Raw genomic sequence first — 25,970 nt, 5'->3', positions numbered from 1 at the left:
AAACAATACGCCGGTAAGTAAATGCACCAAATTCAGAGAGTCGCGACAAGGAGTGACCCCATGTTAGTCATTGCCTGCATCAAGCAGGTTCCGGACACCACACAAGTACAGATAGATCCCGTCACCAACACTCTCATCAGGGACGGCATACCGTTCATCATCAACCCCTATGACAGCCACGCGTTGGAAGAAAGCTTACGTCTAAAGGACAGCCATGGCTTCAAGGCCGTTGCCCTTTCCATGGGGCCACCCAACGCCGAGGCTACGCTCAGGAAAGCTCTGGCCTTAGGGGTCGACCGCAGCATCCTCCTTTCCGACCGCGTTTTCGGCGGCGCCGACACCCTTTCTACCAGTAACGTTATTGCGGCTGCCATCAAAAAGCTGGGCGAACAGGAAGAGGTGGGGATCGTATTCTGCGGCAAGCAGACCATAGACGGCGACACCGCGCAGGTGGGACCGGGGATTGCGGTTCGCCTGGGGTACTCCCAGTTGACGCTGGTGGACCGGATCGAAAAGATCGACCTGGTGCAAAAGACTATCGTGGTGCGACGCAAGCTGGAGGGTCGCTACGAGATTGTCGAGGCGCGGCTCCCCGCGATGATCACCGTGGTGCGCGAACTGAACCGGCCGCGCTACCCGACGGTGCCCATGCGGCTCTCCTCAGCGAAGGCGCAGGTGGAGTGCTGGAGCAATGAGCAACTGCAGTTGGATGTGAACAGCGTCGGCTTGAAAGGGTCACCGACCTGGGTGAGCCGCATCTTCTCCCCGGAGCGCAAGGAAGGGGAGATTATCGGCGACGGCATGAACGACCCGGCGGGTGCCGCAAGCATGCTGCTCGACCGGTTGATCGACAGCGACATGCTGGCAGTTTAAGTGAGCTGTAGGGGCGAATAATTATTCGCCCACGCCGCCACAAACGCCCTAACCCCAACCCTCTCCTGAAGGACGAGGGAGGAAGAACAGGGCGAATGATTATTCGCCCCTACAGGACATCACAGGACAAGAGAAGGTAGCCCATGACTGAACCACAGAAACAAAAGAAACCCCGCGGCAAGGCCCGGGTCATAGCTGTCAAGTGCATTGCCTGCGGCGCGCGCTGCCAAAGCGTCTGCCCGGTGAACGGCGTGGAGATGAGCGAGCAGGGCGAACCGATCATCGAGGCGCAAAAATGCATCGGCTGTGTAAAATGCGTCAAAGTCTGCCCGGCGGGCGCTCTTGAGATGTTCTACACCCCGGAGGAACTCGCCATCATCGCCAGTTTCGAGATGCACGGCGGCGAAGAGGTGGACGAGGAAGAACTGGAGCGCCGCCGCAGGACCGCGGCGTACAAGGGTGTCTGGGTCTTCATCGAACACAATGACGGCGAGGCGGCCAAGGTTTCCTGGGAGCTGACCGGCGTGGGGCGCGAGCTTGCCGACCAGCTGGGGGTGCCATTGTCGGCGGTCATCATCGGGAGCGGGGTCGAGCACCTCGCGGACCTCGCCTTCAGCTACGGCGCGGATCGGGCTTACCTGGTCAACGCCCCGGTATTCCGTCAGTATCGAACCGAACCGTTCCTTGAGGCGATGTGCCACCTGATCGACAAGCACAAGCCGGAGGTGGTGCTGATGGGAGCGACGGGTATGGGGCGCGATTTGGCAGGCGCGGTCGCGACCAGGGTCAAGACCGGCCTCACCGCGGACTGCACCGGCCTCGGCATCGACGCCAAGGGAAACCTCATGCAGACACGCCCCGCATTTGGCGGCAACATAATGGCCACCATCATGTGCGACCGCTTCCGCCCACAGATGGCGACGGTGCGCCCGCACGTGATGCCCATGCCGCAGCAGAAACACGGCAGGACCGGTGCGGTTATCCATGAGCATTGCCCGATTTCGGAATCGTCCATCTTCACTCGCGTACTGGAGGTGATCACCGAAAAGGGCGCGAAGGACAAGGTCGATGTTGCCGGGGCCGAATTCATCGTCTCGGGCGGCCGTGGGCTCATGGCCAAGGATAATTTCGCCATGTTGGAGGAACTTGCCGAGGAGTTGGGAGGTGTTGTCGGCGGGTCGCGCAGCGCCGTGGATGCTGGCTGGCTGCCGCAGGATCGGCAGGTCGGACAGACCGGAAAAACGGTGCGACCCAAGATCTACATCGCCTGCGGTATCTCGGGCGCCATACAGCACCTGGTGGGGATGCAGGATTCCGACGTGATAATCGCCATCAACCGCGACCCCGAGGCGCCCATCTTCGAGGTGGCAACCTTCGGCATCGTGGGGGACCTGTTCCAGGTCATCCCGGCACTCACCGCGCGGGTGCGGGAGATGAAGGAGCGCGCTGCTGCCTAAAAGCTTCCCCGTCTGTTGGGCGAAGCCCTTCCCACGGAAGACGCCGCCACATCCCACGCACGTGAACCAAAGTTCTCCCCTTTGCGAAGTGAGGACTGCGGGATTTGACCATCTGCTTTCAGTCTCGATTCTATGGAGCACCTATGGAACATACACTATTCTTCGCAATATTGACTCTGTCACTCTCGGTTTTTACCTTCAGCTGTTACCGGAAACTGGCTCTGGTCAGCGTAGGCACGAACGAGTGCCGCTTCGACCGACCCGTCGACCGTCTCAAAGGTATGCTGGTGTACGCGTTCGGGCAGAAGAGGGTGGTAAGCCGCCCCTTCGGCCTGAACCATGGCGTCATCTTCTGGGCCTTTTTGGTGCTGGCGCTGGCTAACCTGGAATTCCTGGTCAGCGGCCTATTTCCGATGATCTCATTCGAGCAACTCCCGGCGCCCTTGCACGGCGCGCTCCTGTTCCTCTGCGACATCTGCTCGCTGGCAACCCTGGTGGCGGTGTCAATCGCGGCGCTGCGCCGCACGATCAACCCGCCCTTCGCTGGTGCCCGCACCTTCGAGGCCTATTTCATCCTCGCGATGATCGGCACCCTGATGCTGGCCTACTTCGGGCTGAACGGTGTGCGCATAGCCCAGGGGATCCTGCCGTCGACATCCGCCCCACCGGTGTCGAACCTGGTTGCCGGCCTGATCCGGACGACACCCGCCGCGGCACACCTGGAGACGGCGGGCAACGTCTTCTGGTGGATCCACGCCATTGTTCTGCTTGGTTTCATGAACTTCCTCCCCTACAGCAAACATATGCACATACTTACCGCCATACCCAACGTATTCTTGCGCAACATGGAGAAGTGCAATACCCAAGAGCGCGAGACCTTCCAGGAAGGAAACAGCTTTGGAGCGGCCACCGTGGAGGGGCTTTCCTGGAAAGACCTGCTCGATTCCTTTTCCTGTACCGAGTGCGGTCGCTGCCAGCAATCCTGTCCCGCTGCCGGCACCGGCAAGGCCCTCAACCCGCGCGAGGTCATTCACGCCATCAAGGAGAACCTGCTTCAAAACGGCGCTGTCATGGAAAAGCTTTCCGGGGATGTCGAGGCGGAGCGCGAGATTTCCTTGATCGGCAACGGGGACAGGGGGAATACCAGGGAGGCCGCCCTGTGGAGTTGCACCTCGTGCGGCGCCTGCATGGAGGTCTGCCCGGTTTTCATCGAGCATCTCCCCAAGATCGTCAAGATGCGGCGCTACCTGGTGCAGATGGAAGCCCGTTTCCCCGAGGAGCTTCTGAATCTCTTCGAAAACATGGAACAGCGCTCCAACCCCTGGGGTATGGCGCCGTCGGAACGGAGCAAGTGGAGCTCACTGTTAAGTCTGCGCCCCTTCGAGGCGGGGGTGACCGAATACCTGCTCTTTGTCGGCTGCTCCGGCGCCTTCGATGCGCGCAACAAGCAGGTTTCCATAGCCCTGACCCGCGTGCTGGACGCCGCGGGCGTTTCCTACGGGGTATTGGGCAAGGAGGAGAGGTGTTGCGGCGACAGCGTACGGCGCCTGGGCAATGAATACCTGTTCGACCAGATGGCCAACGAGAGCGTGCGGCAGTTCCTGGCCAAGGGCGTCACCAAGGTGATTACCCAGTGCCCGCACTGCTTCACGACGCTGAAGAACGACTACCGCCAGTACGGCCTGGAACTGGAGGTGATTCACCACAGTGAGCTGATCAGCGACCTCATCAAGGCAGGGAGGCTTGAGACCTCCGGCAGTGCGGAACCGGGGCGGGTCGTGTTTCACGATTCCTGTTACCTGGGGCGGCACAACGACGTCTATGAAGCCCCGCGCGAGGTACTGAGGATGGTTACCGGGCAGGATGTCCTGGAGATGGGGCGTAGCCGCGAAAACGCCTTCTGCTGCGGTGCGGGGGGCGGGCGCATGTGGCTCGAGGAGCACGAAGGGACCCCGATCAACCGCAACCGGGTGCAGGAGGCGCTGGCGCAACAACCTGAGACCGTTTGCGTCAGCTGCCCCTTCTGCATGACCATGTTCGAGGACGGTATCAAGGAGGTGCCCGGGAGCACCACCCAGGTCAGGGACATCGCGGAGGTGGTAGCGCTCTCCCTTCAGCCGTCCCTTCTTCCTCCATCCACTTCATAAGCGAGTAGGCCTGTTCCTCGTTCATGTGCAGGGTGGAATAGAGGTACTCCGCCTCGGTTTCCGGGTGCACCAGCTTGCGGATATCGGCGTATTGCGGTGAGTTGAGGACCCGGACGATGCAGGGCTGGAGGGTGGCGGCAGGAATGCCGTAAACGTGGCTGGTAAAAAGGCTTACCCTGGTGGGCCTGGGATAGATGCGTGATTCCTCCCGTACGGTGTCCACGATGGTGCTGCAGGCGTCGGTAACGGCTGAGCGAACCAGCAGCACGGCGTATTTCTCGGTGATGTGGGCGTCGCAATAGAGGTAAAGCTCGCCGCTGAAGGCGGAAACGGTCTTGATGTCCCAGTATTGAACCTGACCCTGCATCTCGTTGAGCAGGGAACAGATCTTTACCGGCTTGATGTCTGGGCACAGCGCGAACATGCTGTTCAGCGGGGTGAGGGCGGTCAGCACCCTGGAATCTCTGCGGATTTTCCCCGCCATGGCATGCTTCACTTCTTCCAGCTTCCCCTTGGCGGCGGCATCGTCACTGCTCATGTAGTCCTGGGAATAGAGAAATAACTGTCCCGACGGGGTTACCAGGGTCCGTATGTCACTGGCGAGGGCGCCTGCTGAGATTGCTTCCAGCACCCCGTGTTGCAGTTCTCCCGGCAGTCCTTTGGCAAGTACGGTTAGAATACGCGACGAGGTTAACGCGCCATACCTCTTCGAGTTGCGTCTGACATTGTGAACCAGCTTTGCCTTAACCTCTGCGATCTGCTCGGTCATACCGGTCCGATGGAAAGTCTGTGCGGCAGTCCTTTGGCTGTGTTCGGAGTGGAATCCCTCGTGCATTGTCAGTGGTACCTCGCGTGGTGAGCGTTAGGCCGGCTTCACTATGTGATGATAAACGAGATTTGCCTTGTGTAAACATTTTAACGTTATTTTTTTCAGAAATGCCCGCAATCCCTCCCGTTCGCATTCACCACCGCTTCATCCGCCAACATTAAAGCCCGGGCCCCTTGACATTAACGCTAGTTAATATATTATTTGTTCCCGCTGCAGTTCTGAACATTCTTGCGAAGGAGGCCGACGTGGGATATTCAGGGGTTATGCTGGTGTTGGGGGGAGTGCTTCCCTGCTTGGGACTCGGGCTTTTCTGCTACCTATTAAAACTACTGCTTGATTTCAAAGGGGACAGCTGCCGCGGTGATGAACCGCAATACGTGCGCGAGATCAACAGGAAGCTGAACCTGAACAACGTGGAGACAGAGCGGGACCTCCTCTGAATGTCATAACCGTTGCACGGCACCGCTTCCACCTGCTACACTGCCGCGTGATTCCCGCCTAGGGCGGAACTTTCCGGCGGTCCGATGCCTCGTAGCCATCTCATCACATTCGTATTCCTCTTCCTGTTGTCGACCCTTCCCGCGTTCGGCGGTCCTCTCGAGGAGTGCCAGGAGTTCGCAGCTTACGGTGTTCCCGGGGTGAGCGGCGATCTGCTCTGCCGAAGGGGGTACCTGTTGAGCCACGATGCCGAGAAGAAGACGCCGGTCTGGGTCGTCGAGAGGATGACCAGGGAACGCTTGAAGGTGAAACTGAAACGTTCCAACAACTTCCGCCCGGACCTCGACATCCCCAGAGGGCAGCGCGCCGAACTCTCGGACTACAGGGGCTCGGGCTACGACCGGGGGCACATGGCGCCCGCGGCGGACATGGCGTGGGACGAGCAGGCGATGTCGGAGAGCTTCTACCTCTCCAATATGGTACCTCAGGCGGGCGAGGGGATGAACCGCGGCATCTGGTCGGAATTGGAGGGAAAGGTGCGCAAGTGGGTGGAGAAGCGGGGGGAACTCTTCATCTACAGCGGGCCGGTCTATGAAAAAGGCGCGTTTAAGACCATCGGCCGCAACCGTGTCGCGGTGCCATCGGCCTTGTACAAGGTCATCCTCGATCCCGCAAGGCACGAGGCGCTCGCCCTGATCATGCCGAACCAGCCGCTGCGGAGCGAGGATATGCCGAAGTACCTGGTGCCGGTGCGCGAGGTGGAGCGGCAGACGGGGCTCGATTTCTTTTCCGCATTCCCCAGGGAGGAGCAGGACCGGATCGAGACGCCGACGCCGCCTTCACTCTGGCAATAACTTCTACTAACGCTTCAACGTTGCGCTGATGAAGTCCGCCGCATCCTTCTTGAGCTCTGCCAGGGAGTCTGACGCCAGGTACATCATGTGCCCCGAGCGGTACCGCTTCACCGAGATGTTGCGTTGCAGTTCCTCCCCAAGCCCCAGGTGCGCAACGGTGTAGTCGGTGGCGAAATGCGGGGTGGCCAGGTCGAAAAGCCCCGAGGCGATCAACACCTTCAGGTAAGGATTCTTCACCATCGCGTTGCGCAGGTTTTCGCCGGTATCGGCGTAGCCGTTCTTCGCCTCCCAGTCCCAGCGGCCGATGCCGCCGCCCAGCACGAAGTACTCGAGATCGGACTGGTAGCCAAGCTCCTCCCGCAGGTATGCGTTCACCGCGCTTGTGAATGGTGGGCGAATGGTCGCCACCGTCGCATCGAAACCGAGATGCCTGCCCGGTTCCGGGTTCTCGGCGTTGAACCTGCTGTCCATCAAGCCGACCATGCGCCCCTCGCCACGCAGCAATTCCTTGGCAAAATCCCGGTTGTCCACCCGTAGGTTCCTGTTCAGCACCAGGTCCGCCCTAAGCCCCGTGAAGCCAGCCAGCTTTTCCGCTACCGCCTTGCGCTCCGCAGCAGTGAGCCGGTCCCCCTTGTTAAGCGCCCACAGGTACTCCGTTGCCGCCCATTGCTCAGCCTGCGCCAAGGTTTGGTTCAGGTCGGCCTGCAGTTCGGGTGCGAGCTTTCGGTGGTACCAGGCCGTCGCCGTGTAACTGGGAAGGAACAGTTGGTAGGGCAGGTCGTTGCCGTAATCGAAGGAGACGGTCTGCATGTTGAGGATGCTGGAAACGAGAATCAGACCGTTTAGGGCAACGCCGTGCTCGGCCAGGTACTCCGCCAGCCCCGCTGAGCGGAAGGTGCCGTAGCTCTCGCCGACCAGGAACACGGGAGCGTCCCAGCGCGCGTTGCGGGTAAGGTACAGCCTGATAAAGCGCCCCAGCGAATCGATGTCGCCCTGCACCGCGGCGAATTTCTTGGTGAGGTCGGGCTTTACGGCGCGGCTGTAGCCGGTGCCGACGGGATCCACGAAGACGAGATCGGCGACATCGAGCCAACTTGACGCGTTATCGACCAAATGAAAGGGGGGAGCAGGCATGTTCCCGTCGGGAAGCATCTGCACCCGCCTGGGTCCCAGCGCGCCCAAGTGCAGCCAGACCGACGCCGCGCCGGGGCCGCCGTTGAAGACGAAGAGCAGGGGGCGGGACTTGGCCGTGGCGGGTTGCTGCACGCGGTAGGAGACGTAGAAGATCTCCGCCTCGGTCTCGCCCGCGTCGTTTTGTACCGGGAGCGTGCCGGCCAATGCCTGGTAGGAGATCTCCTTGCCGCCTATGCGCGCCTGGTGGGTGCTGAACGCCGGACGTGCCCCCCCTGCTGGTTTCGCGTGTGGTTCCTGCTGTTCAGGAACTTGCGGCTTGCTATCCGGGACCGGAGGAGCGGCCAGCGCCGGCACTTGGCATAAGGCGAAGAGCAATGCAGAAACAAACAGTGAGGATTTGAACAAAGGAAATCCCTCCCTCGATTAGGAATTACATTGCAGACATGACATGACACTGAGGATACTATCTGATGGCGCGCACCAGGTCAAACTCAAGGAGTGCGGGGAGAGGAAAAGGATACGTTTCGATCGAGGACGCGGATGATAAAAAAGCACCCTGCTGATTGAACAGGGTGCTTTTTTCACTGTCATCTACGTCTTCGCGTCAATAGGCGACGTAGGGGCCGGTACCGAGCGCGGAGGTCTCGTCTTCGATGCCGAAGGCTACGTTGCGACCCATGAAAAAGGGGAGGCCCCAGTCGAATCCGAAACCCGATGGCCCGCCGATGTCGCTGAAAACCCGGTTGGGGCTGCTCAGCAGCGTGTTGACATTAGAGAGATTGAAACTCACTGCGGACGAGGGTGAGCCCGTCGCACCGACGTTGGTGGCCAGAAGCGACCTGGTCACGGGTGGGCAGTACCAGTCGGTGCTGGGCGACGGGCATACCGGGAGGACGCTCGGGTTCGTGTCCGGGAAGAACAAACCATTTGATCCCGTATCAGCGAATCCGTTCGTGGTGACCCCGTTGTAGACGGTAGTGAAGTCGCCCGCCGCGTCAGTCTTGAGCACAACCGGTCCGGAAAGGGTGTTGTTGGTACTGGTGCCGATGCCCAGGATGACGGATCCATCAAGCGAGGGCACCCCACCCACGGGAACCGAGGGCAGGCTCACGATCAGCCCGTTGTGGTCCACCGGCAGCGCGGCGACCGGGTTTTGCACCTGGTCTGTGAGCGGCACCGAGGCGCCAACGCAGGTGGTCCCGTTGCAACTGTAATACACACCGTTGGCAGCGTTGAAGGCACAGCCAAGGCCGCAGTCCTCCTTCAAGACCCCGACGCCGAGGATGCCGGCGAACCCCGACGAAACCGGGGTGGGATCCGCGTTGGAGCAGGGGAGGGGGAGCGACCCGAAGCTTGAGTTAATCACCTGGATCGGCACGGAAACGTACGGTTCGTTGCCAAGTTTCACCATCGCGGTCCTGATCGGCCCCCACAGGGAACTGCCGTCGGCGAACTGGACGCAACCGGTGAGTGAACCTGCACCGCTTGCCACCGGGGGCAGGGTCAGGCTGGGGATGGCTTGCTGGAAGACCCTCAGCCCGTAACTGCCGGTGTCGAGCAGGATGTCGTTAACCGTCTGGCAGGCGGAGAGGTCGGGGTTGCAGATGGTGACGCTGACACAGGCCTTGTTCAGGTAACTTCCAGTGGAGCAGAGCGAGCCGTTCACGGTGAGGGGCATGACATTGGCGGTGGGGCTCGAAGCGGGCGTGGTGGTGAGGCCGGTGGTCCCGGTCACGGCGCCCAGGGTTGCCCTCACGGTCGCGGTCCCCACCGAGACCGCGGTGATCAATCCCTTGGTCCCCGACGCGTTGCTTATGGTCGCCACCGCTTCGCTGGACGAACTCCAGGAAACAAGGTTGGTGATGTCACGCGTGCTGTTGTCGGAGTAGGTGCCGGTAGCGGTGAAGCGCCAGGTCGTGCCCACGGAGAGCGTTGAATTCGTGGGGGTTACCGTTATCGACGTGAGGGCTGGCCCCTTTTTCCCTCCGCCGCCGCACCCCACCAGCGCGACGAGTACGGCAACCACGGCCAGGGCTAGCGACAGCTTAACGGATCTCATCGAGGCTCACTCCTTCGGGCAGGAGTTCGGGAAGGTAGGCCCGCCCTTGCAGGTTGCGCATGTGTCCCCAGGTTTCCACCACCAGCCTGTCCGTCGTCACCTTCGCTCCCCGGCGCCCAGGCAGGCGCACGGCGTGGGATAGCGCCTTGCGGTAGTCATGGTGATAGTTGCCGAGCAACACCTGCAGGTCAGGATGCACCAAGCCGTTCCACGCGACAGCGAAGACGACCCCTGAAGGCCCCACGTACTCCCGCACCGTGGTGGCCGTTGTGCCTGACGCGATGGACTGGACGCGGTACCTGGCCCGCGTCGCCGACTTTAGGAGCACGCCGGAGAAATTCCTGGTGTCCCTCGTGATGCTCTCGGCCGGTTCCCCCAGGGTCGCTCGGGCACCCCCGCAGCGGAAGGTGATGGCCAGCGCAAGGCAGAGCGAAATCAGACAAGGTCGTAGCATCATCGTTGTCCCCTGTGCCGCTCGGAATTTGGTCCTTCCAAGAAACAAGGTGACATTCTAGCAACAATCGTATTTTTTTCTTAACAGACGTTAATTTTTATTGAGGACAGAGGAGTAAAGGCTGAAGCAGGAAAAAGTTTCGCCGCCAGGGAATCCGAGGCGGCGAAACGATGAAACGGTGAGGTTGATGCGGTTGTTCGGCAGACCGGCTATTTCTTGCCTTTTTTGGAAAGCTCGGCGGCGACCTCTTCGGTGATGTCTTTGGGCTTCACCTTTTCATCCGCGAACAGCACCCCTTTTTCCTCGACCACCAGCAGGTAGCCGTTGGCCTTGGCGTACTCACCGGCAGCCTTCTTGATGATGCCGCCGATTTCGGTAGTCAGCTTGTCCTGCAGCTGGTTAACCTCCAATTCGCTTGCACGCGCCAGCTTCTGGTACTCCTCGACCTTCTTCTGGAACTCGGCCGCCTTGGCAGTGCGCTCCTTCTGGGTCATGGTGGGGAGTTTGGCCTCGATGGCCGCCTTCTGCTTCTCGAGTTGCTTGGTCTTGGCATCGAGCTTGGCGCGCAACTGCTCGGACTTCTTCTTCAGCGATTCACCAGCCGCTTTGCCTTCGGGAGACTCTGACGCGACCTTGGCCATATCGATGAACGCGATTTTGACTGCGCCCGCATCTGCGTCTTTGACCGGCGTAGCCGGAGTAGCCGGAACGACCGCCGCGGCAGGCGCCGCTGCCGGAGCTGCAGCGGGGGCAGCCTCAGCGGCAAAACCGTTGGCGGCAATGAGGGAGGTGAGGGCGGAGCCGAGAAGTAGTGTCACGAACTTGGTCATATGATCGTCCTTTATTTGAGTAGTGGTGACTGCGACTGGGAGAGCATAAAGCCTTTGTTACGCTTTGGCAATTAAAAGAAATACGTAAGGATGCGCAGTAGTGGCGTCAAGGGGAGGGAAAGAGCCGGCAAATCGTGCCTATAAAGGCTGTTGACTCGTATACGCCTCACTGTTACCATGCCACCACTCAAGAGGAGCTACCGATGACCGATATACTACACAAGCTGCAGGCGGCGACGTCCGATGATCCGGCCACGGCAGAGCTTTTGCGCGAGGCTGTGCAAGAGATCCGCGAACTGAGAAGGCAAAGGGACGCGCTGGAAGAGATCATGATCGTGCTGTCGCGCACCGAGCTTCCCTGGGATGAGGACGGCAGCCCGACCGACGCCCTGCCGCACTTCAAGGAGCGCTACTTGAACGCGGTCCACGAAGCCGCAGGGCTTTTGGGGCTCGAGCTGCGCAGCACCATCACCAGGACCGAACCGAGAACCTGATCCCGCCTTTACACGAACACTGGAGCGTACATGCCTAGCAACATGATGGAATGGGGATTCGTCGTCGTTTTCTTCCTCCTGCCTGGAACCATCGGCGCTTATGTCGCCTACAGCAAGGGACGCAACCCTGTGCTGTGGTTTTTGCTGAACGCTCTTTTCGCTCCCACCGTCATGATCACCCTCTTTCAGCGTCCGCTGCGCACGGTGCAGGGGCACTATCGGCAGTGCCCGAAATGCAGCGAGTTCAGCAAATGGCGCGAGAGCTCGTGCAGGTTCTGCGGCACGGCGCTTAGCTGAGCCGGGCCATGTTCTTCCGCAGGCAGCCCGATTTCGGCGAGCTTCTGCGCGAACTGGGTAGCTTCACGCGTAGGGACGTGACCCAGGGGCACAAGCTGGCCAAGTACAAGAAGGCGGCACAGACGCTGCTGAAAAAGGAGCCGGCGTCTGCCCACGCCCTGCTTGGGCTGGTGGCCTGCCTGGAACACGACATCGTCTCGATGCACGCCCAGTATCTCCAGGCCATCGAGCACTCCGATTCCTACCTATCCCTGATGTACTACGCCTTCGCCCTGGAAAAATCCTGCCTTTGGAACGACGCCGCCAAGTACGCCCTGCTCGCCTTGGATCGGGCGCCGCAAGAATCGAAATTGCTCAATGCCGCCATCGGTATCGCCCCGCTGACGGGGAGGTTTTCGCTGCTGAACAAACTGCTGTCCCAGTGGCAGGAGGATCACGAAGGGGTGCGTCACCCGCGCCAGGGGGATTACGAGGCGGTCACCGAAGCGCTGGCTCGCCAGGGGCTGGCGGAGCAGGACCTGAAGACGGTGCTGAGCTCAATCGGGACCGCCTTTTCCGAGACCGACGTCATGCTCCAGCATTACAGCTATGAGCTGGTTCGGGGCAAGGACTCCGCCTTCATCCACTACCGTTTCGTGCTCCCGGACAGCCTGGTCGCCACCTACTACGAGGACGTTGTCTCCGAGAGGTTGTCGACCATGGCCTGCCATCCCCGCATCTTCGACGCGTTCTCCTTTTCCGTCGAGAACGGCACCCTGTACGAACTGTACGACTGCATGGAGCGGGAGCTCGCCTGCAGCGCCGACACCATCAAGGTTCCGGATCCCGACAAGATGAAGCTGATCGAGGAACTGATCAGGGACGTGGAGGTCTAAGATGGTCAGCAACGAGTCGCGCATCCGCTTTCACGCCGCCTTCGAACAGGTGCTGGACGAACTGATCGTCGTGGTGGCCAAGGAGAAGGAGAGGAGCCCGCAGACCTACAAGGATTCGCCCCAGGCGAAGCTCCTGGCGCGCGTGTACCGGGCCATAAAGGACGAGATACCAGCTGACCCGCAGCACGCCGGGTACTACCAGGGGGAGGCCGAGGGGCATGCCTACCGGCAATGGCGCCGGGCCAAGCCGACCAAGGAGCACCGGCTCTTTTTCAAGTGGGACAAGGAGACCAACGCCATCATCTACGCATGGCTCAACAGCGAGGTGAGCCTGGTAAAGTATCGAAGCCACATGGAGGCGTACCGGGCGTTCAGGGGGAAGGGGAAGTAGGGTGGACAATGGGAGTGATGGGAAGGATGGGAAGGATGGGAAGGATGGGAAGGATGGGACTCTGTAGGGGCGAATAATTATTCGCCCTGCCTTTGCATTGCCAAAGCCCCACAATAACCGGCGGGGACGGCCAGGTCCATAATGCGCCAGCGCTCGATCTCGGCGGGGTCCGATTGATGCCACAACAGGGCCGCCGGTTCACCCGGCCGCAGCGACACGTCGAACCCGGTGGACGGCTGCGAGAAACCGCTGCCGGTCCCCTTCATATAAGCTTCCTTCCTGGTCCAGCAACGGTAAAAGGCCTCCAACTGCTGCCCAGACTCCAGCCCGAACAGCTCTTTCCGCTCCCGCACAGAAAAATAGCGCTCCGCCATGGGGCGAAACGCCAGGTCCTGCCGCACTTCCTCCAGATCGACTCCAATCTCCGCGCCGTAACACACAGCGATCAGCAGGAATCCGCCGGCATGGGAAACATTGAAGCGCAAGCCATCTTCGCGCTGCGGGGCCGGCAGATAGGGTTTCCCGAACTCGCCCTCCACTACCTGGAGACGGCCCGGTTCCTCGCCGGTGAGGCCGCCCAGGATTTCCCGCACCAAGCCCCTTCCTACCAGGAACTCTTCGCGCTTCCTGCTATCGAGCAACCTCGCGCCGCGCCTGAGCTCCGCATCGTTCAAATGACCGATCAACCGCGTTTTCTCAAAATCCGGCCGCTGCAGCGGTTCGAGCCGGTAGTGTGCGCGTACCGCCTCCAGTCCGGCGACCGGGGTCAAGCCCCTGCCTCGAACGATTCGCGCAGCAGCCTCAACCCTTCCTGAGTCGAGATGCGCGGTGAGTAGCCGAGCTCCCTGCGGGCCGCGGAGATGTCGAACCAATGGGAGGTGGCAAGCTCCTTGGCGACGAAGCGAGTCATGGGAGGCTCGCCGGCAAGCCTCAGGGTCTTCCATGCCATTTCGCAGGCAACCCCGGCGGCGTAGGCGACTCCGGCAGGGATGGTGCGGGTGACCGGCGCTACGCCGGCCGCGTCGAGTATCGCGTTCACCATCTCCCACAGTGCGATCGGCTCACCGTTGGAAATGAAATATGCCTTCCCGGCCGGCGGGGCATCGGCAGTGAGCCGGTCCGCCGCGTTCAGGTGGGCCTCGGCGGCGTTTTCCACGTAGACGGTATCGACCAGGCAGGTACGGGTGCCGATGCGCCTCAAGGCGCCGGCGCGACCCTTGGCAACGATGCGCGGTACCAGGTGGTTGTCGTTGGGACCCCAGATCAGGTGCGGCCGCAGCGAAACGGTGGAGAGGGCGCGCGAGTTGGCGGCGAGTACCGCCTTTTCGGCGAGCGCCTTGGTGTGCGGGTAGGGCGCCTCGAAATGGGTGGGGTAGGGGAGCGACTCGTCGCCGCCTTCGACGTCGGATCCGTCGAAAACCACGCTCGGTGACCCGGTGTAGACCAGGCGCCTTATGCCGAGGATGCGGCACGCTGCGACCACGTTCTCGGTGCCGACGACGTTAGCCAGGTAGTATTCCTGGAAATCGCCCCAGATCCCGGCCTTGGCCGCCACGTGGAAGACGATGTCGCACCCTTGCGCCGCCTCGACCACGGCGTTCAGGTCGGAGAGATCGCCGCGACGCTGCTCGACGCCCAGCGCGGCAAGTTCGGGATAGTCGCCGCGCGAGAAACTTACCACCTCGTCGCCGCGGGCACGCAACTGCCGCACGATGGCCGAACCGAGAAAGCCGCCTCCCCCGGTGACTAGCGCGCGCATTTCAGGCTCTCCGCTGCCCAGACCGCCAGTTTCTCCCTGAAGATCTTGGCGTTGTGCCGGATGTCCACCGGGAAGGCGGGATGGAACAGGATGGTCTCGATGGAACGGGTGTGGATGTGTTCCTCCGCCAGCGTTTTCAGCTCGTTGCGGACCTGTTCCCGGTCCACCTTGGCGCCCTTCTCCAGTTCGATACAGATCACCGGCGTGAGCGCCCCCGGCTCACCGACACCGACCAGGGCGCTGCGGAAGACTGCGGGATGGGTGTTGAAGACCGCCTCGCAGGGGATGGTGTAGAGCGGGCCACTTTCGGTCTCGACGCGGTGCGACTTGCGGCCGCAGAACCAGACGCGTCCTTCCTCGTCCCTGCCCCCCAGGTCCCCCATGCGGTGGAAGAAGGAGCCGGTCGCCGGGTCGATGATCTTGGAGAGGTGGTCCGATTCCGGACGGTTGTAGTAGCCGCGGGTCACCTGCTCTCCCTGCACCACGATCTCGCCGATCTTGCCGGTGGGGACGCGCAGCAGATCGTCCCAGCCGTAGATGGGGTTGTCAGTGATCTGGATGATCTCCAGGCGAATCCCTTCGACCGGACGGCCGACGCAGACGCCGCCGCCGGCATCCGTTATCTTGCGGGTTTCCTGAAGGATTTCCGTGCTGCCGATGGAGCAGACCGGGAGCGCCTCGGTGGCGCCGTAAGGGGTGAAGACCTGCACGCCCGGGTTCAACAGGCTGGTGAAGCGCTCCAGCACCGAGGCCGGGACCGGCGCACCGGCCGAGATGGCCCGGCGCAGGGTGGGGAGCTTCACGCCGTGCTCGACGCCGTAGCGTCCCACCCGGTTGATGAGGGCGGGGGATCCGAACATGGTGGTCACGCCGTACTCGTTGATCGGCCCCACGATCTTGCGCGGATCGACCGAGCCGGGACGGGTGAAGTCCATCTCCGGGATCACCGCCGTCATGCCGAGCGCCGGTGCGAACAGGGCGAAGAGCGGGAACGTGGGGAGATCGATCTCGCCCGGTTCGATGCCGTAGACCTCTTTGAGCGCCTTCACCTGGGCGGCGAAGTTGCCGTGGCTGTAAATGGCGCCCTTCGGGATGCCGGTGCTGCCGCTGGTGAAGAGGATGGCGGCTACGTCCTCCTTCTGGGTCGGCGCGAGGGTGAAAGGGGTGTCGTCCTGCTGCTCGGCGATGATCTTCGCCAGGGTGGTCCCTTCCCAGAACAGGCGCGGACCGACGGTGACGCAGGTGCGGATGGTTTCCTTGCCCCAGCCAAAGAGCTTGCGGGCGATGTGCGCCTTGGGGATGCCGATGAAGGCGTGCGGCTCCGCCTCGGCGAAGCACTGCTTCAGGTTCTTGATCCCAAGGCCCGGGTCGATCAGCACCGGCACCGCGCCGATCTTGAACAGGGCGAAGGTGAGGGCGAAGAATTCCGGGCTCGGCGTCACCATGAGCACCGTGCGCACGCCGCTGCGGATGCCGTTGGCGATCAGCCCGCGCGCGATCTTATCGCTCATGCGGTTCAGTTCGGAGAAGGTGAGGCTCCGCTTCCCCTTGGGGAAGATGATCGCCCTGGTCTCCGGCTGGCGCTTGGCCATCTCCGGCAGGTGCGCGGCAATGTTGACGAATTCGGTCTCAGCCATCGGTCAGGCAGTCTCCGCGGTCTCGGTCTGCTGCAGGAATTGGACGATCATCGGCACCACTTCCTCCTTCATGTCTTCGAGGATGTAGTGCCCGGCATCGGGGTAGCTCTTCACCTGCGCCTTGGGGAAGCGGCGCTGCCACTCGGCCAGGAACGTGGTGTCGAACACGAAATCGAGCTCGCCCCAGAAGATGGCCATGGGGAGGTCGCGGAAGCGATCCAGCCCGTTAGCGATCTCGCTGACGAGGTCATAGCCGCGGTCGCCGGGAGCGAGCGGGATATCCTGCACGAAGCGCAGCGTGGCGATGCGGTTTTGCCAGGAGTCGTAGGGGGCGCGGTAGGCGTGCATCAGCTCCTGCGACATCGGGTTCTTCTTGCAGCCGACGATGGAGGCGCCGACGCTGAAGGCGTTGAAGCCGCGCACCAGCAGGGTGCCAAGCATCGTATCGCGGCAGATCTTCAGCCCGAGCGGGAAGGTCTTCTCCTTGGGGAGATGGAAGGCGGCGGTGTTGAGCACCACGATGCGGCCGATCCTTTCCGGGTGGCGGCTCGCGTACCCCATGCCGATCATCCCGCCCCAGTCGTGCACCACGAGCGTGATCTTCCCCTGCAGGTCGAGAGAGTCGATCAGGCGCTCCAGGTCGTCGATGCGGCGCGAGAGGGTGTAGTCGTAGCGGTCGTCGCCGGGCTTGTCCGAAAAACCGCAGCCGATGTGATCCGGCACGATGCAGCGGTAGTTGTCGCGCAGCGCCAGCACCAGGTTCCGGTAATAGAAGGACCAGGACGGGTTGCCGTGCACCATGACCACCGGCGCGCCGGTCCCCTCGTCGAGATAGTGGTAGGCGAGGCCGTCGAGGTCGAGGGTGCGGCCGGTGAAGGGGTAGTATTTTTTCACTGCGTCTCTCACCAGTCCACTCCCAGCATCAGGCAGTTGAGCCCGCTTCCGATACCCAAGAGGGCAACCCGGTCGCCGGCGGAAAGCACTTCGCGCTCGTCGGCCAGCGCGGCGGTCAGCGGCAGCGACACGGTCCCCATGTTGCCCAGGAACTCGTAGCTGGTGAAGTCCTTGTGCAGCGGTATGCCGAGGGTTTTCAGGATCGCGCTCTGGTGCGCGCTGCCGACCTGGTGGCAGATGACGCGATCCACGTCGGTCTCCCGCCACCCCACCTCGGGAAGGAATTCGTCCCAGGTGCGGCGTCCCAGTTCCACGCCGTAATTCATGACGCTCACCGCATCGGTGCTCATCGACTGCTCGTAGCCACCCTTGCCGTCCGGCGTCATGCCCCAGAGGCAGAGCCCGTGGTGTTCCGGCGCTGCCTGGGCGATGCCGCCGCGGAGCCTCCTGCGGCCGGACTTGGAGAAGGAGCCGTCGGTGAGAAGGACCGCGACCGCGCCCGAGCCGCCGGTGAGGGTTGCGAGCGAGCTGGCGAAGTTCTCCATGCTGCGGTCTTCCAGCATCTTGGCGATCATGACGTCGTTGATGTCGCGCGCGCTCTCGCAGGAGACCACCAGACCGGCGCGGATCTGCCCAAGTTCGATGCGGTTCGCCACTTCCAGGATGCCGTTCAATACGCCCAGGCATGCGTTGGAGAGGTCGTAGACGGCGGCGTTGCCCGAGACGCCCAGACCGGCGGCGACGCGGCAGGCGGTGGCCGGCTCGAAGCGTTCCCGGCAGACGCCGGTGTAGAGCAGGGCGCCGATCTCGTTGGGCGAGATGCCCGCCGTTGCCAGCGCCTTCTTACCGGCCGCGATGGCGCCCTTGGAAAGCTGGAAGCCCGGTTCCCACCAGCGCCGTTCGCGGATCCCGGTAAGGGCCTGCAGTTGTCCCGGGGTAAAGTGCAGCGTCTTGTAAAGCGGCTCCAGCCGCGCCTCGAGCTCGTCCGAAGTAACCACCACCGGAGCGAGTTCGTAACCGAAAGATTCGATATATACCTTAGAATACTTCATCAATCACCTTAAGAAACGGAAGCTGAAAACTGTAGAAGCCGAAAGCATGACCACAGAGGACACGGAGGTCCACAGAGGTCACAGAGAAAAGAAGTTGTATTTACCGTATCCTGCCCAAGACCGCGAATGCGAGGTGTAGGGGGGGGTAACGTAGAACCTAGAACATAGAACGTAGAACAGCAGTTAGGGTTGCTCGATCTGCACGGTGAAGTCGTTCATCTGGTAAATAGCCCTGCCGTCCACGTACAGGAAGCCTGCGGCGGTGATGACGCGGTTGGCGTCATCGACTGCGGTAATCCAGGCGATGACCGTGACTTCCTTGTTGGTCGGCACGACCTGGCCGCGATAGAGCCAGCGGTGCTTGCGCTCCAAGGCAACCGCCGCGACGGTATCCCCTTCGTTCCATCCCCAGCGCTCGACCGCAGCGAACTTCATCAACTGAAGGAACGATTCGAGCCCCAGCGATCCGGGCGTGACGGGATCTTCGTAGAAATGAGCCTTGAAATACCAATCCTCGGCGACCACGGTCTTGGTCCCCCTCAGATAACCGAGGCCGGCCGGGCCGCCGTCGGCGACGTACAGGTCGATCCTGTCGATCATGCGCAGCATCTTGTCCGGGAAAGGACGCTGCTCGGGGTAGGGGAGGGAACGCCCCCGGCCCACTTCCTCGGCGCTCGGGAGATAGGGAGCGGCTTCACGGATACCGACCTGGTTGGCCAGCGCCTCCTTGGCGAAGAAACCGAACATGGTATCGCCTTCGTACAGCACGCCGTGGCGGTCGGCCACGGAGAAGTCGAACTCCTGAATGATCATGCCGCCGCTGGTGGCCGCCTTGGTGAGTGTCGCCGTGGCGGTCAGCGTGCCACTTTCCGGTGTCACCGGGCGATGCTGCACCGCCGTCCCACCGAGGTTGCGGAAGGAGATATCGGTCGGGCTGGTGAGGGCGGAGCCGACGTAGGCCGCAAGCCAGCCGCACGGCTGCAGCGCGGCTTCCAGGAGCACCGCGAAGGGCATGCGCGGCTGACGGTCGGCGGCGAAATACCATTCGTCCACCGGGATGTCGTACTGCGCCTCGGCCATGGCGCCCGGCACCATCTGCCACGGCTCACCCTTGATGCCGGTGACCCGGTCCATGAACTGGAACGGAGGGCCGGGGAGGCGGGCGATCTTCCTTTCGCTGTCGAAGACCTTGTAGCGGTCGCCGAATCCTTCTGACGGATTGCCGTTGCTGTATGCCAGGATCTGCTGCTTGGTGTAGATGGCCGGCTTTTGATCGTAGGCCGGCGCCTGCACTGTAACCGGGGCAATATTGTGCGAATGCGCCACGTTGGACTGCCACAACTGAAGCAGCGCTTCACGGGTAGTGCCGGTCAGCCGCGCGGACATGTTGGTGATTTCGACGATCGGCTTGCCGTCGGCGTACATCAGCGCGTCGACGATGGCGTACGGCTCGGGGCGGTAGCCCAGCTCGCGCACCGTGACCTCGTAGGTCACCACCTTGGTGGTCTCCAGCACCTGGCCGCGGCAGCAGAGCTGGCTGGCGACACCGGGGACCGGCTGCCAGGCGGCGCCGTCGGCCTCGGCAACCCACCCCAGGCGCAGCAGGAAGATGCGCAGCGTGTGCATGCAGCACTCGTACATGAGCGTGCCGGGCATGACCCGGTCATCGACGAAATGGCAGGTGATGAACCAGTCGTCCGGGTGGATGTCCGCTTCGGCACGAATGAAACCAAGCCCGCAGCGACCGCCGTCGGGCACCAGTTCCATGACGCGGTGCACCAGCTCCATCCTGCCGCCCGGGATGGTGAGCGGCCGCTGCATCGGCAGATTGGCGAAGAGGGGGCCGAAACACCCGGCCAGGTCGCCGCGGCGCAGGGCGTCCAACTGCCTCGCTGCGTAGGTGGCGGGCTGCACGGGAACCAGGTATTGCCAGTCCGCCGGCAGCTTCCCGGTCTTGGGGCGCAGGTCGATGGCGCCGCGCACGATCCCCTTGCCGGCGTCCAGCTCCTCCTGGGTGAAGAAGCCGGCGCAGCCGTTGCGCATGGAGAGGAGCGGTTCCCCGTTCACGGTCGCCTCGAAATGGAAGCGGAACAGGTAGGTCTCGCCCTGCCTGAAGAAGCGCTCGATGCGGATGTCGTAGTTGATGGTCTCGCCCGGCGCGGGAAGCTCGCGGTGGAAGGTCACCACGGCGTCCAGGAGCCGGTACACGGCGAGCCCCTTGGTGATGAAGTCGATGCCGAGGTAGCCGGACAGGAACAGGTCGGCCTGGCCCGCCTCGACCGCGATGCAGGTCGGGATGCGGCCGCCGTCCAGGTACCAGGTGCCGGGATGGACGTCGTGCTGGGTAACGACGCGGCCGCTGGTCATCGATTTCGGCTCGCCCTCAAGCGCCACGATGCGGTGCACGAGTTGCAGCGGCACGTCCGGCAGCCTCACCCTGGTCGGGTAGCTGTCCGCCTCGGCGAACTCGGGACCGAGCATCTTGGCCACCGAACCGATGGCGAATTCCAGGCACATATCGTAGTCGTACAGCGCCGGCAGCGCGCCAGGGTAGGGGGCCGGTGTCGTAGCAGTAGCCGGATCCGGAACCGTAGCAGGTGCTGAAGCCATAGCAGGAGCGGGACTCGAAACCGCCGCGTTGCCGCCATCAAACGGAGCACGCGCCTCACGTCCTCCCCTTTGCGAAGGGGAGACAGAGGGGATTTGCCTTTCGGCGGGTGCAGCCACGGACATCGCCCCAGCGTAAGCAGACTGGTTCAGCAGATCCTGGTCAAGAGGTATCCCAGCAGCCAGCATCTGCTCCTGGATGGAGATCTGCAGCGCCAAAGCATCGGCGATTGACTGGCTCAAATCGTTTGCCACCCGGAGGTAGGCATCGTGGGCCTGCTGGTGCGCATCCCGGGCGCGGGCAAAATCGCTCAAGAGCGGATCGGCGACCGGCTCAGCAGTAGACGCCTGGGCGACAGGGGCCTGAGCCGCATTGACCTGAGGCGCCGCACCCTGCATCGGTTGGACGACCGATTGCGGGACAGCGCTAACAACCGTCGCAGCAGCAGAAGCGGGCGTAAAGCCAGCAGCAGCAGGTATTTTTTCAATCGTACTTACCGGTTTATTTGTACCGGGCATTACCGGCACGCCGCTAGTGCCCGGTACAGGACTCACTGCAGGCTGCAGTGCGGCAGACGGTTGGGCCGGAGCGTTGACCGCGGCAGGTGCAGCTGCAGCAACCGTAACCTGGGCAACCTGTGCGGCCTGAGGCAAGCCCGGCACGAAGGGTGCTCCTCCGGTCGAGAAGCGGAGCCCTTTGGGCTCGGATGCCAGTACCGAGGCCTGCACCGGAATATCCGGCGTAGTGACGAAAAGCGGCTCTAGGTCGACCGGGACGCGCTCGGCGGTGAGCTGGGCCAGAAGCCGCAACAGGCCGGAGTTGGCGTCGGTGCCGGGCTGGCAGACCGAGCGGGCCATGTGTGGGCGGTTGTTGAGGATGCGCCCGATCATGCGGCTGCAGGAAGCTCCGGGCCCCATCTCGATGAAATAGCGGACACCTTCCTCGTACGCGGCCTCGATCACCTTCGGGTAGTCGATCCCCTCGACAGCCTGGGCCAGGATCGACTCGGCCGCGCTGCGGCGGTTCACCTGGTAGGCGCTCCCGGCGGCGCCGCTGTAGAAGGTCACGCCGGCCGGCGGGTTGGTATTGAAGACATGCAGGTCGCGGTAGGCGTTGGCCACCTGGCGCGCCACCTCGCAATGCACGGTGGTCACCCCCTGCAGCGGGAAGAAGCGGCAGTCGAGCATGGCTACCAGGTGCTTCACCCACTTCACGTCGCCGCCGATGACGCATTCGTCCGGCGTGTTGACGATGAGCAGGTAGACGCGGCTGGTCTTCTTGAGGGCACGCCGCACCTCGCGCGCGGGCGCATCCACGACGCCGATGCTCCAGTTGACCTCTTTGCCGTCCGGCTCGCCCCAGGCCTCGCGGGCGGCGCGGCATTCGCCGGCCAGGTCGCGGGTGAAGAGGGTGGAGGCCTTCATGCGGGTCAGCATCAGGTCGCGCTCGGTCCAGGTGCGGGTGGCGAAGAGCCCGGCGGATTCGCCCAGACTGTAGCTGATCACTGCGCTCGGCTTGATCCCGAAGCGCTGCACCACGTCGGTGACGGCGCATCCGGTGGCCACCTGCCCGAAGATCACGGCGAGATGGTTCTCGTGCACGCTGTCGATGGGCGCGCCGTTCCAGAACTGCTCCGGCTGGAACTGCTCGCGCAGGTAGAGGTTCTCCGCGTCCTGGCGGCGATACACCTCCGGCCACCGGGCGGAAAGTTCCATCCCCATGCCCGCGAAATGATTGCCGGAGCCGGGGTAGACGAAGCCGATCTTGCCGTTTTTGCCGATCGGTTTGGCGTTGAAGAAGAGGCGGTCGCGCTGGGACGGGTGCAGCACCGACTCCGCGTAGGCCGCGTCGGAACGGAGGATCCGCTCTCCCTGCTGGCAGAGGGAAACGAGCTCGTCGGCGCTGCGGGCCACCAGGGATACCGCCAAAGGTGCGCCGGAAGCGCTGCTTTCCTTGCAGACGCGCCGGGAAAGGGTGGCCATATCGGGTGCCGGCCTTTTCTCGGCTGTCTCCCGCAACTGCCTGATGCCTTCAGCGAGCTCCTGGCGATCTGCGCCGGTGACGCTGAACAGGAACTCGTCCCAGCCGGCAAGCGGTGCCACGCGCTCGATAGCGGCCCGCTCGGGCACGTTGTCGTAGCCCTGCAGCACGACGTGGCTTACGCTGCCGTCCACGCCGAAGACGCTGACACCGGCATGGCGTGCGCCTTCGCTGCGGTTTCTCAGCCAGTAGCGCGACCCGTTGGGGAGAAAGAGTGCGCCGTTGCCGGAGAGTTGGCTGACGGGTCGCTCGCCGGCACGGGTTCCAGGGATGATCTCCTGGTACAGCGCCAGGCAGCCGCGCACCAGCGAGGCGAGACCGGAAGCTGCGCCGGTGTGACCGACATCGGCCTTCACGCTGGCGACCGGGATACGTCTCGGTTGTGCCGTGGGGCCCGGTTCGTCGAAGAACTCAGTAAGGGCGGCGGCTTCCATCCGGTCTTCGGCCGCGTTGCCGCTGCCGTGGGCCTCGATGAGACCGACGCTTGCGGGTGCGACATCCGCCTCGCCGTAGGCACGTTCTAGCGCGTGACGGTAGGCGGGGACGCCGGGGAGCATGACTTCGCCGCTTGCGCTGCCGATGCCGCCGATGACGGCATAGATCCGGTCGCCGTCACGCTCGGCATCTTCCAGGCGCTTCAGGATCACGGTAGCGGCACCTTCGCCGACCACGGTGCCGTCGGCGGACTGGTCGAAGGGGGTGGCACTGCCAAAGCCGGAGTAGGGACGGTTCAAGTGCTGGCCGATGACCGCCCTGAAATCGCCGGCCAAGTCCACGGCGCCCACGATGGCGCGGTCGATTTCGTTGGACTGCAGCTGGCGCACGGCGGTTTCCAGCGCGCGCAGGCCCGAGCTTTCCTCGCTGGACATGGTGAAGCTGGGGCCGCCGCAGCGGAATTCACGCGCCACCCGGCTGGCGACCACGCTGCCGAGGGCGCCCATGGTCCGATTCGCGGTGAGTGCAGGGCCGGCCTGGTCGCGCAGTTGTTCAATCCACCGCTCCAGTTCCTCCGGGGAGAGCTGCAGGCCGAGCTGGCGCGCCCATGCCTCAGCCTTCGCCGCGATGGTCCAGCGGAAGGCGAAGTTGGTACTGTTCAAGTCAAGTGCGATACCGACAAAGACGCCGGCGCGCAGGTTGTCGCCGCGGTCCATCCCCGCGTCCTTGATGGCGGCCGCGGCGGACTGAAGCATGAGGAGTTGCTGCGGCAGCATCTCCTCCAGCTCTTTGGGCGGGATGCGGAACTGGTCGGTCGGTTGGGCGAACTCGTCCAGGTAGTAGCCGGAGAAGGGGGTGTCCTTCAGCTTTTCGGTGGCGAACCAGGCGCTTTGCTCGGCACCCCACCAGTCTTTGGGGTTCGAGGTCTTGGCGTCGGCGTCACCGCCGAGGGCCCTAGCCTGGAAGGATTTCAGATCCTGCCACTTGCCGAAGCGGGCGTCGAGGCCGACCACCGCCACCGGACCACCCTTTTTCGGCGGCTCTGCGGCAACGGCGTTCGTACCAGTGGGGAGCCATTCCTCGACCAGCAGGTGCGCGTTGATGCCGCCGAAACCGAAGGCGGAGACGGCGGCACGGCGGGGGACGCCGTCGGCACGGCGCTGCCACGGGGTCGCCCCCTGCAGAACGCGGAACGGGCTCTCATCAAGTCGGAAGTTCTCCGGCGCCTGTTTGAAGTTCGCGGTCGGCGGCAGGGTTTCCTCGGCCATGGCCAGGAGAACCTTGGTCAAGGCGGCGGAACCGGCGGCGGTGAGGAGATGCCCGATGTTGGACTTTACCGAGCCGATGACGCATCCCTTGCCTGACGCGTCGCCCCAGAGTTCCCTGAGGCTGCCGACCTCGGTGGCGTCGCCGACCGGGGTACCCGTGGCATGACACTCGATCAGGTCCACGTCCTGCGGCTGCCAGCCGGCCTTCTCGTAGGCGGCGCGCATGGCGCGCAGTTGCCCGTCGGCCATGGGCGCCAGGAGGCTGCCGCCCACGTCGTTGGAGAGGCCAATCCCCTTGATCACGCCATAGATGCGATCGCCCTGGGCGATGGCGTCGTCCAGGCGCTTGAGCACGAAGATGCCGGCGCCTTCGCCCACCACCAGGCCGTCGCCGGAGGCGTCGAAGGGGGAGCAGATGCCGCGCCGGGACAGGGCGCGCAGCTGGGCGAAGCCCATCTGGGTGTAGAGCGGATCAGGACGGGACAGGCCACCCGTCAGCATGGCGTCGGCGCGGCCGGAAAGAAGTTCGTCGCAGGCGAGCTTGATGGCGTAGAGCGAGGAGGCGCAGGCGGCGTCCAGGGTGCTGCACCCTCCGCCCAGGCCAAGCGCGGCGGACAGAAGCCCGGCCGGGAGCCCCGCCACGTAACGGTTGAGCGGGTTGGGGATCGGGTCGTTGCCCGCGTGCCCTAAAAGCTTTTCCTCGAAGGTGCGCCCCAAGAGGGCGCGGGAGAACTCGGCGGATTTTTCGCTGGGGAGGGCCAGGTTGCCGATGATGACGCCGACGCGGGAGCGGTCCAGTTTCGCGGTGACCGCGCTGTCGAAGGCGCGCTTGCCGGCGTGCAGCAGCAGGTGGCAAGCGGGATCGAGCCCGTCGGCAAGCTTCGGGTCGATGTGCAGCCCGGAAAGCGAGGACAGGGGAGGGAGACTGTCGATGAAACAGCCACGCTTGGAGTAGACGTGGTCCGGCTTGCCCGCCTCGGGATGGAAGGCAGCGTCAGCCGCGAGGGCCCAGCGTCCGGCCGGTACCTCGCGCGCGGCGCTCTTGGCGTTACGGATATTTTCCCAAAAAGTTGTCAGTTCCGGCGCGTCGGGAAAGATCCCGCCCAGGCCGACGATTGCCACGGAAGGCGACTGCTGCTTCATGC

Annotated in this window: 20 protein-coding genes; 9 read left to right on the top strand and 11 right to left on the bottom strand. The window is 63.2% G+C overall.

Annotated elements, in window-relative coordinates; genetic code table 11:
* The first annotated feature begins 60 nt into the window (after positions 1-60).
* The 3 genes from KOL99_RS13910 (at position 61) to KOL99_RS13900 (ending at position 4,477) form a co-directional block, all read left to right on the top strand.
* Positions 61-873: an electron transfer flavoprotein subunit beta/FixA family protein gene (locus KOL99_RS13910; RefSeq protein ID WP_216511051.1), complete on the top strand. Its 813-nt coding sequence runs from the start codon at positions 61-63 to the stop codon at positions 871-873.
* A 143-nt stretch (positions 874-1,016) separates the two neighbouring features.
* The gene (locus tag KOL99_RS13905; protein WP_216511050.1) at positions 1,017-2,330 is read left to right on the top strand and encodes an electron transfer flavoprotein subunit alpha; all 1,314 of its coding nucleotides are present in this window, start codon (positions 1,017-1,019) and stop codon (positions 2,328-2,330) included.
* Positions 2,331-2,473: 143 nt separating this feature from the next.
* Positions 2,474-4,477 (top strand): (Fe-S)-binding protein, encoded by a 2,004-nt coding sequence (locus KOL99_RS13900; RefSeq protein WP_216511049.1) that lies wholly within the window; start codon positions 2,474-2,476, stop codon positions 4,475-4,477.
* Here the strand turns inward: KOL99_RS13900 and KOL99_RS13895 are convergent.
* Complete coding sequence (locus KOL99_RS13895) at positions 4,410-5,108, bottom strand: hypothetical protein (protein WP_216511048.1); 699 nt, start codon at positions 5,106-5,108, stop codon at positions 4,410-4,412. The genes KOL99_RS13900 and KOL99_RS13895 overlap by 68 nt on opposite strands.
* A 443-nt stretch (positions 5,109-5,551) precedes the next feature.
* On the opposite strand from KOL99_RS13895, the gene KOL99_RS13890 reads away from it, so the two are divergent.
* Positions 5,552-5,746, top strand: coding sequence for a hypothetical protein (locus KOL99_RS13890; RefSeq protein WP_216511047.1), 195 nt, complete (start codon positions 5,552-5,554; stop codon positions 5,744-5,746).
* A gap of 84 nt (positions 5,747-5,830) precedes the next feature.
* On the top strand, positions 5,831-6,598 hold the full coding sequence (locus KOL99_RS13885; protein WP_216511046.1) for a DNA/RNA non-specific endonuclease: 768 nt from the start codon (positions 5,831-5,833) through the stop codon (positions 6,596-6,598).
* A gap of 6 nt (positions 6,599-6,604) precedes the next feature.
* Here the strand turns inward: KOL99_RS13885 and KOL99_RS13880 are convergent, their stop codons facing one another.
* From KOL99_RS13880 to KOL99_RS13865, 4 genes are all read right to left on the bottom strand, one after another.
* Complete coding sequence (locus KOL99_RS13880; RefSeq protein ID WP_216511045.1) at positions 6,605-8,137, bottom strand: S10 family peptidase; 1,533 nt, start codon at positions 8,135-8,137, stop codon at positions 6,605-6,607.
* Positions 8,138-8,336: 199 nt separating this feature from the next.
* Positions 8,337-9,791, bottom strand: coding sequence for a DUF3443 family protein (locus tag KOL99_RS13875; RefSeq protein WP_216511044.1), 1,455 nt, complete (start codon positions 9,789-9,791; stop codon positions 8,337-8,339).
* Positions 9,778-10,245, bottom strand: a complete 468-nt coding sequence (locus KOL99_RS13870; protein WP_236026098.1) for a DUF2844 domain-containing protein — start codon at positions 10,243-10,245, stop codon at positions 9,778-9,780. Before KOL99_RS13870 ends, KOL99_RS13875 begins: the two co-directional genes overlap by 14 nt.
* A gap of 209 nt (positions 10,246-10,454) precedes the next feature.
* Complete coding sequence (locus KOL99_RS13865; protein WP_216511042.1) at positions 10,455-11,075, bottom strand: OmpH family outer membrane protein; 621 nt, start codon at positions 11,073-11,075, stop codon at positions 10,455-10,457.
* Positions 11,076-11,278: 203 nt separating this feature from the next.
* Here KOL99_RS13865 and KOL99_RS13860 point away from each other — a divergent pair, with 203 nt between their 5' ends.
* Genes KOL99_RS13860 through KOL99_RS13845 form a run of 4 tightly spaced genes read left to right on the top strand, consistent with a single transcriptional unit; the run spans position 11,279 to position 13,132 of the window.
* On the top strand, positions 11,279-11,569 hold the full coding sequence (locus KOL99_RS13860; RefSeq protein ID WP_216511041.1) for a hypothetical protein: 291 nt from the start codon (positions 11,279-11,281) through the stop codon (positions 11,567-11,569).
* A gap of 30 nt (positions 11,570-11,599) precedes the next feature.
* Positions 11,600-11,866 (top strand): hypothetical protein, encoded by a 267-nt coding sequence (locus KOL99_RS13855; protein ID WP_216511040.1) that lies wholly within the window; start codon positions 11,600-11,602, stop codon positions 11,864-11,866.
* Positions 11,867-11,874: 8 nt separating this feature from the next.
* Complete coding sequence (locus KOL99_RS13850; RefSeq protein WP_216511039.1) at positions 11,875-12,741, top strand: hypothetical protein; 867 nt, start codon at positions 11,875-11,877, stop codon at positions 12,739-12,741.
* Between the two features lies 1 nt (position 12,742).
* The gene (locus KOL99_RS13845; RefSeq protein WP_216511038.1) at positions 12,743-13,132 is read left to right on the top strand and encodes a type II toxin-antitoxin system YhaV family toxin; all 390 of its coding nucleotides are present in this window, start codon (positions 12,743-12,745) and stop codon (positions 13,130-13,132) included.
* Positions 13,133-13,209: 77 nt separating this feature from the next.
* Here KOL99_RS13845 and KOL99_RS13840 read toward each other — a convergent pair whose 3' ends face one another.
* From KOL99_RS13840 to KOL99_RS13815, 6 genes are all read right to left on the bottom strand, one after another.
* Entirely contained in the window at positions 13,210-13,902 is a 693-nt protein-coding gene (locus KOL99_RS13840; protein WP_216511037.1) for a 4'-phosphopantetheinyl transferase family protein, read from the bottom strand.
* Positions 13,899-14,891 carry an NAD-dependent epimerase/dehydratase family protein gene (locus tag KOL99_RS13835; protein WP_216511036.1) on the bottom strand — a complete coding sequence of 331 codons (993 nt, stop codon included), beginning with the start codon at positions 14,889-14,891 and terminating at the stop codon, positions 13,899-13,901. Before KOL99_RS13835 ends, KOL99_RS13840 begins: the two co-directional genes overlap by 4 nt.
* The gene (locus tag KOL99_RS13830) at positions 14,879-16,528 is read right to left on the bottom strand and encodes a fatty acid CoA ligase family protein (protein WP_216511035.1); all 1,650 of its coding nucleotides are present in this window, start codon (positions 16,526-16,528) and stop codon (positions 14,879-14,881) included. The genes KOL99_RS13835 and KOL99_RS13830 overlap by 13 nt, the downstream gene beginning before the upstream one ends.
* A 3-nt stretch (positions 16,529-16,531) precedes the next feature.
* Positions 16,532-17,434, bottom strand: coding sequence for an alpha/beta fold hydrolase (locus tag KOL99_RS13825; protein ID WP_216511034.1), 903 nt, complete (start codon positions 17,432-17,434; stop codon positions 16,532-16,534).
* Entirely contained in the window at positions 17,431-18,474 is a 1,044-nt protein-coding gene (locus KOL99_RS13820; protein ID WP_216511033.1) for a 3-oxoacyl-ACP synthase III, read from the bottom strand. The genes KOL99_RS13825 and KOL99_RS13820 overlap by 4 nt, the downstream gene beginning before the upstream one ends.
* A 183-nt stretch (positions 18,475-18,657) precedes the next feature.
* Entirely contained in the window at positions 18,658-25,968 is a 7,311-nt protein-coding gene (locus tag KOL99_RS13815; protein ID WP_216511032.1) for a beta-ketoacyl synthase N-terminal-like domain-containing protein, read from the bottom strand.
* Between the last annotated feature and the right edge of the window lie 2 nt (positions 25,969-25,970).

Origin of the sequence: Geomonas azotofigens (genome assembly GCF_018919395.1) — a bacterium.
Taxonomy (GTDB): domain Bacteria; phylum Desulfobacterota; class Desulfuromonadia; order Geobacterales; family Geobacteraceae; genus Geomonas; species Geomonas azotofigens.
The sequence above is the reverse complement of the archived record's forward strand: the minus strand, read 5'-3'. Positions and strand labels throughout refer to the sequence as shown.

Excerpts from the sequence above, each read along its gene's own strand:
- KOL99_RS13910 (WP_216511051.1), top strand. The coding sequence starts at position 61 with ATGTTAGTCATTGCCTGCATCAAGCAGGTTCCGGACACCACACAAGTA.
- KOL99_RS13905 (WP_216511050.1), top strand. The coding sequence starts at position 1,017 with ATGACTGAACCACAGAAACAAAAGAAACCCCGCGGCAAGGCCCGGGTC.
- KOL99_RS13900 (WP_216511049.1), top strand. The coding sequence starts at position 2,474 with ATGGAACATACACTATTCTTCGCAATATTGACTCTGTCACTCTCGGTT.
- KOL99_RS13885 (WP_216511046.1), top strand. The coding sequence starts at position 5,831 with ATGCCTCGTAGCCATCTCATCACATTCGTATTCCTCTTCCTGTTGTCG.
- KOL99_RS13875 (WP_216511044.1), bottom strand. The coding sequence starts at position 9,791 with ATGAGATCCGTTAAGCTGTCGCTAGCCCTGGCCGTGGTTGCCGTACTC.
- KOL99_RS13870 (WP_236026098.1), bottom strand. The coding sequence starts at position 10,245 with ATGCTACGACCTTGTCTGATTTCGCTCTGCCTTGCGCTGGCCATCACC.
- KOL99_RS13865 (WP_216511042.1), bottom strand. The coding sequence starts at position 11,075 with ATGACCAAGTTCGTGACACTACTTCTCGGCTCCGCCCTCACCTCCCTC.
- KOL99_RS13860 (WP_216511041.1), top strand. The coding sequence starts at position 11,279 with ATGACCGATATACTACACAAGCTGCAGGCGGCGACGTCCGATGATCCG.
- KOL99_RS13855 (WP_216511040.1), top strand. The coding sequence starts at position 11,600 with ATGCCTAGCAACATGATGGAATGGGGATTCGTCGTCGTTTTCTTCCTC.
- KOL99_RS13850 (WP_216511039.1), top strand. The coding sequence starts at position 11,875 with ATGTTCTTCCGCAGGCAGCCCGATTTCGGCGAGCTTCTGCGCGAACTG.
- KOL99_RS13845 (WP_216511038.1), top strand. The coding sequence starts at position 12,743 with ATGGTCAGCAACGAGTCGCGCATCCGCTTTCACGCCGCCTTCGAACAG.
- KOL99_RS13835 (WP_216511036.1), bottom strand. The coding sequence starts at position 14,891 with ATGCGCGCGCTAGTCACCGGGGGAGGCGGCTTTCTCGGTTCGGCCATC.
- KOL99_RS13830 (WP_216511035.1), bottom strand. The coding sequence starts at position 16,528 with ATGGCTGAGACCGAATTCGTCAACATTGCCGCGCACCTGCCGGAGATG.
- KOL99_RS13820 (WP_216511033.1), bottom strand. The coding sequence starts at position 18,474 with ATGAAGTATTCTAAGGTATATATCGAATCTTTCGGTTACGAACTCGCT.
- KOL99_RS13815 (WP_216511032.1), bottom strand. The coding sequence starts at position 25,968 with ATGAAGCAGCAGTCGCCTTCCGTGGCAATCGTCGGCCTGGGCGGGATC.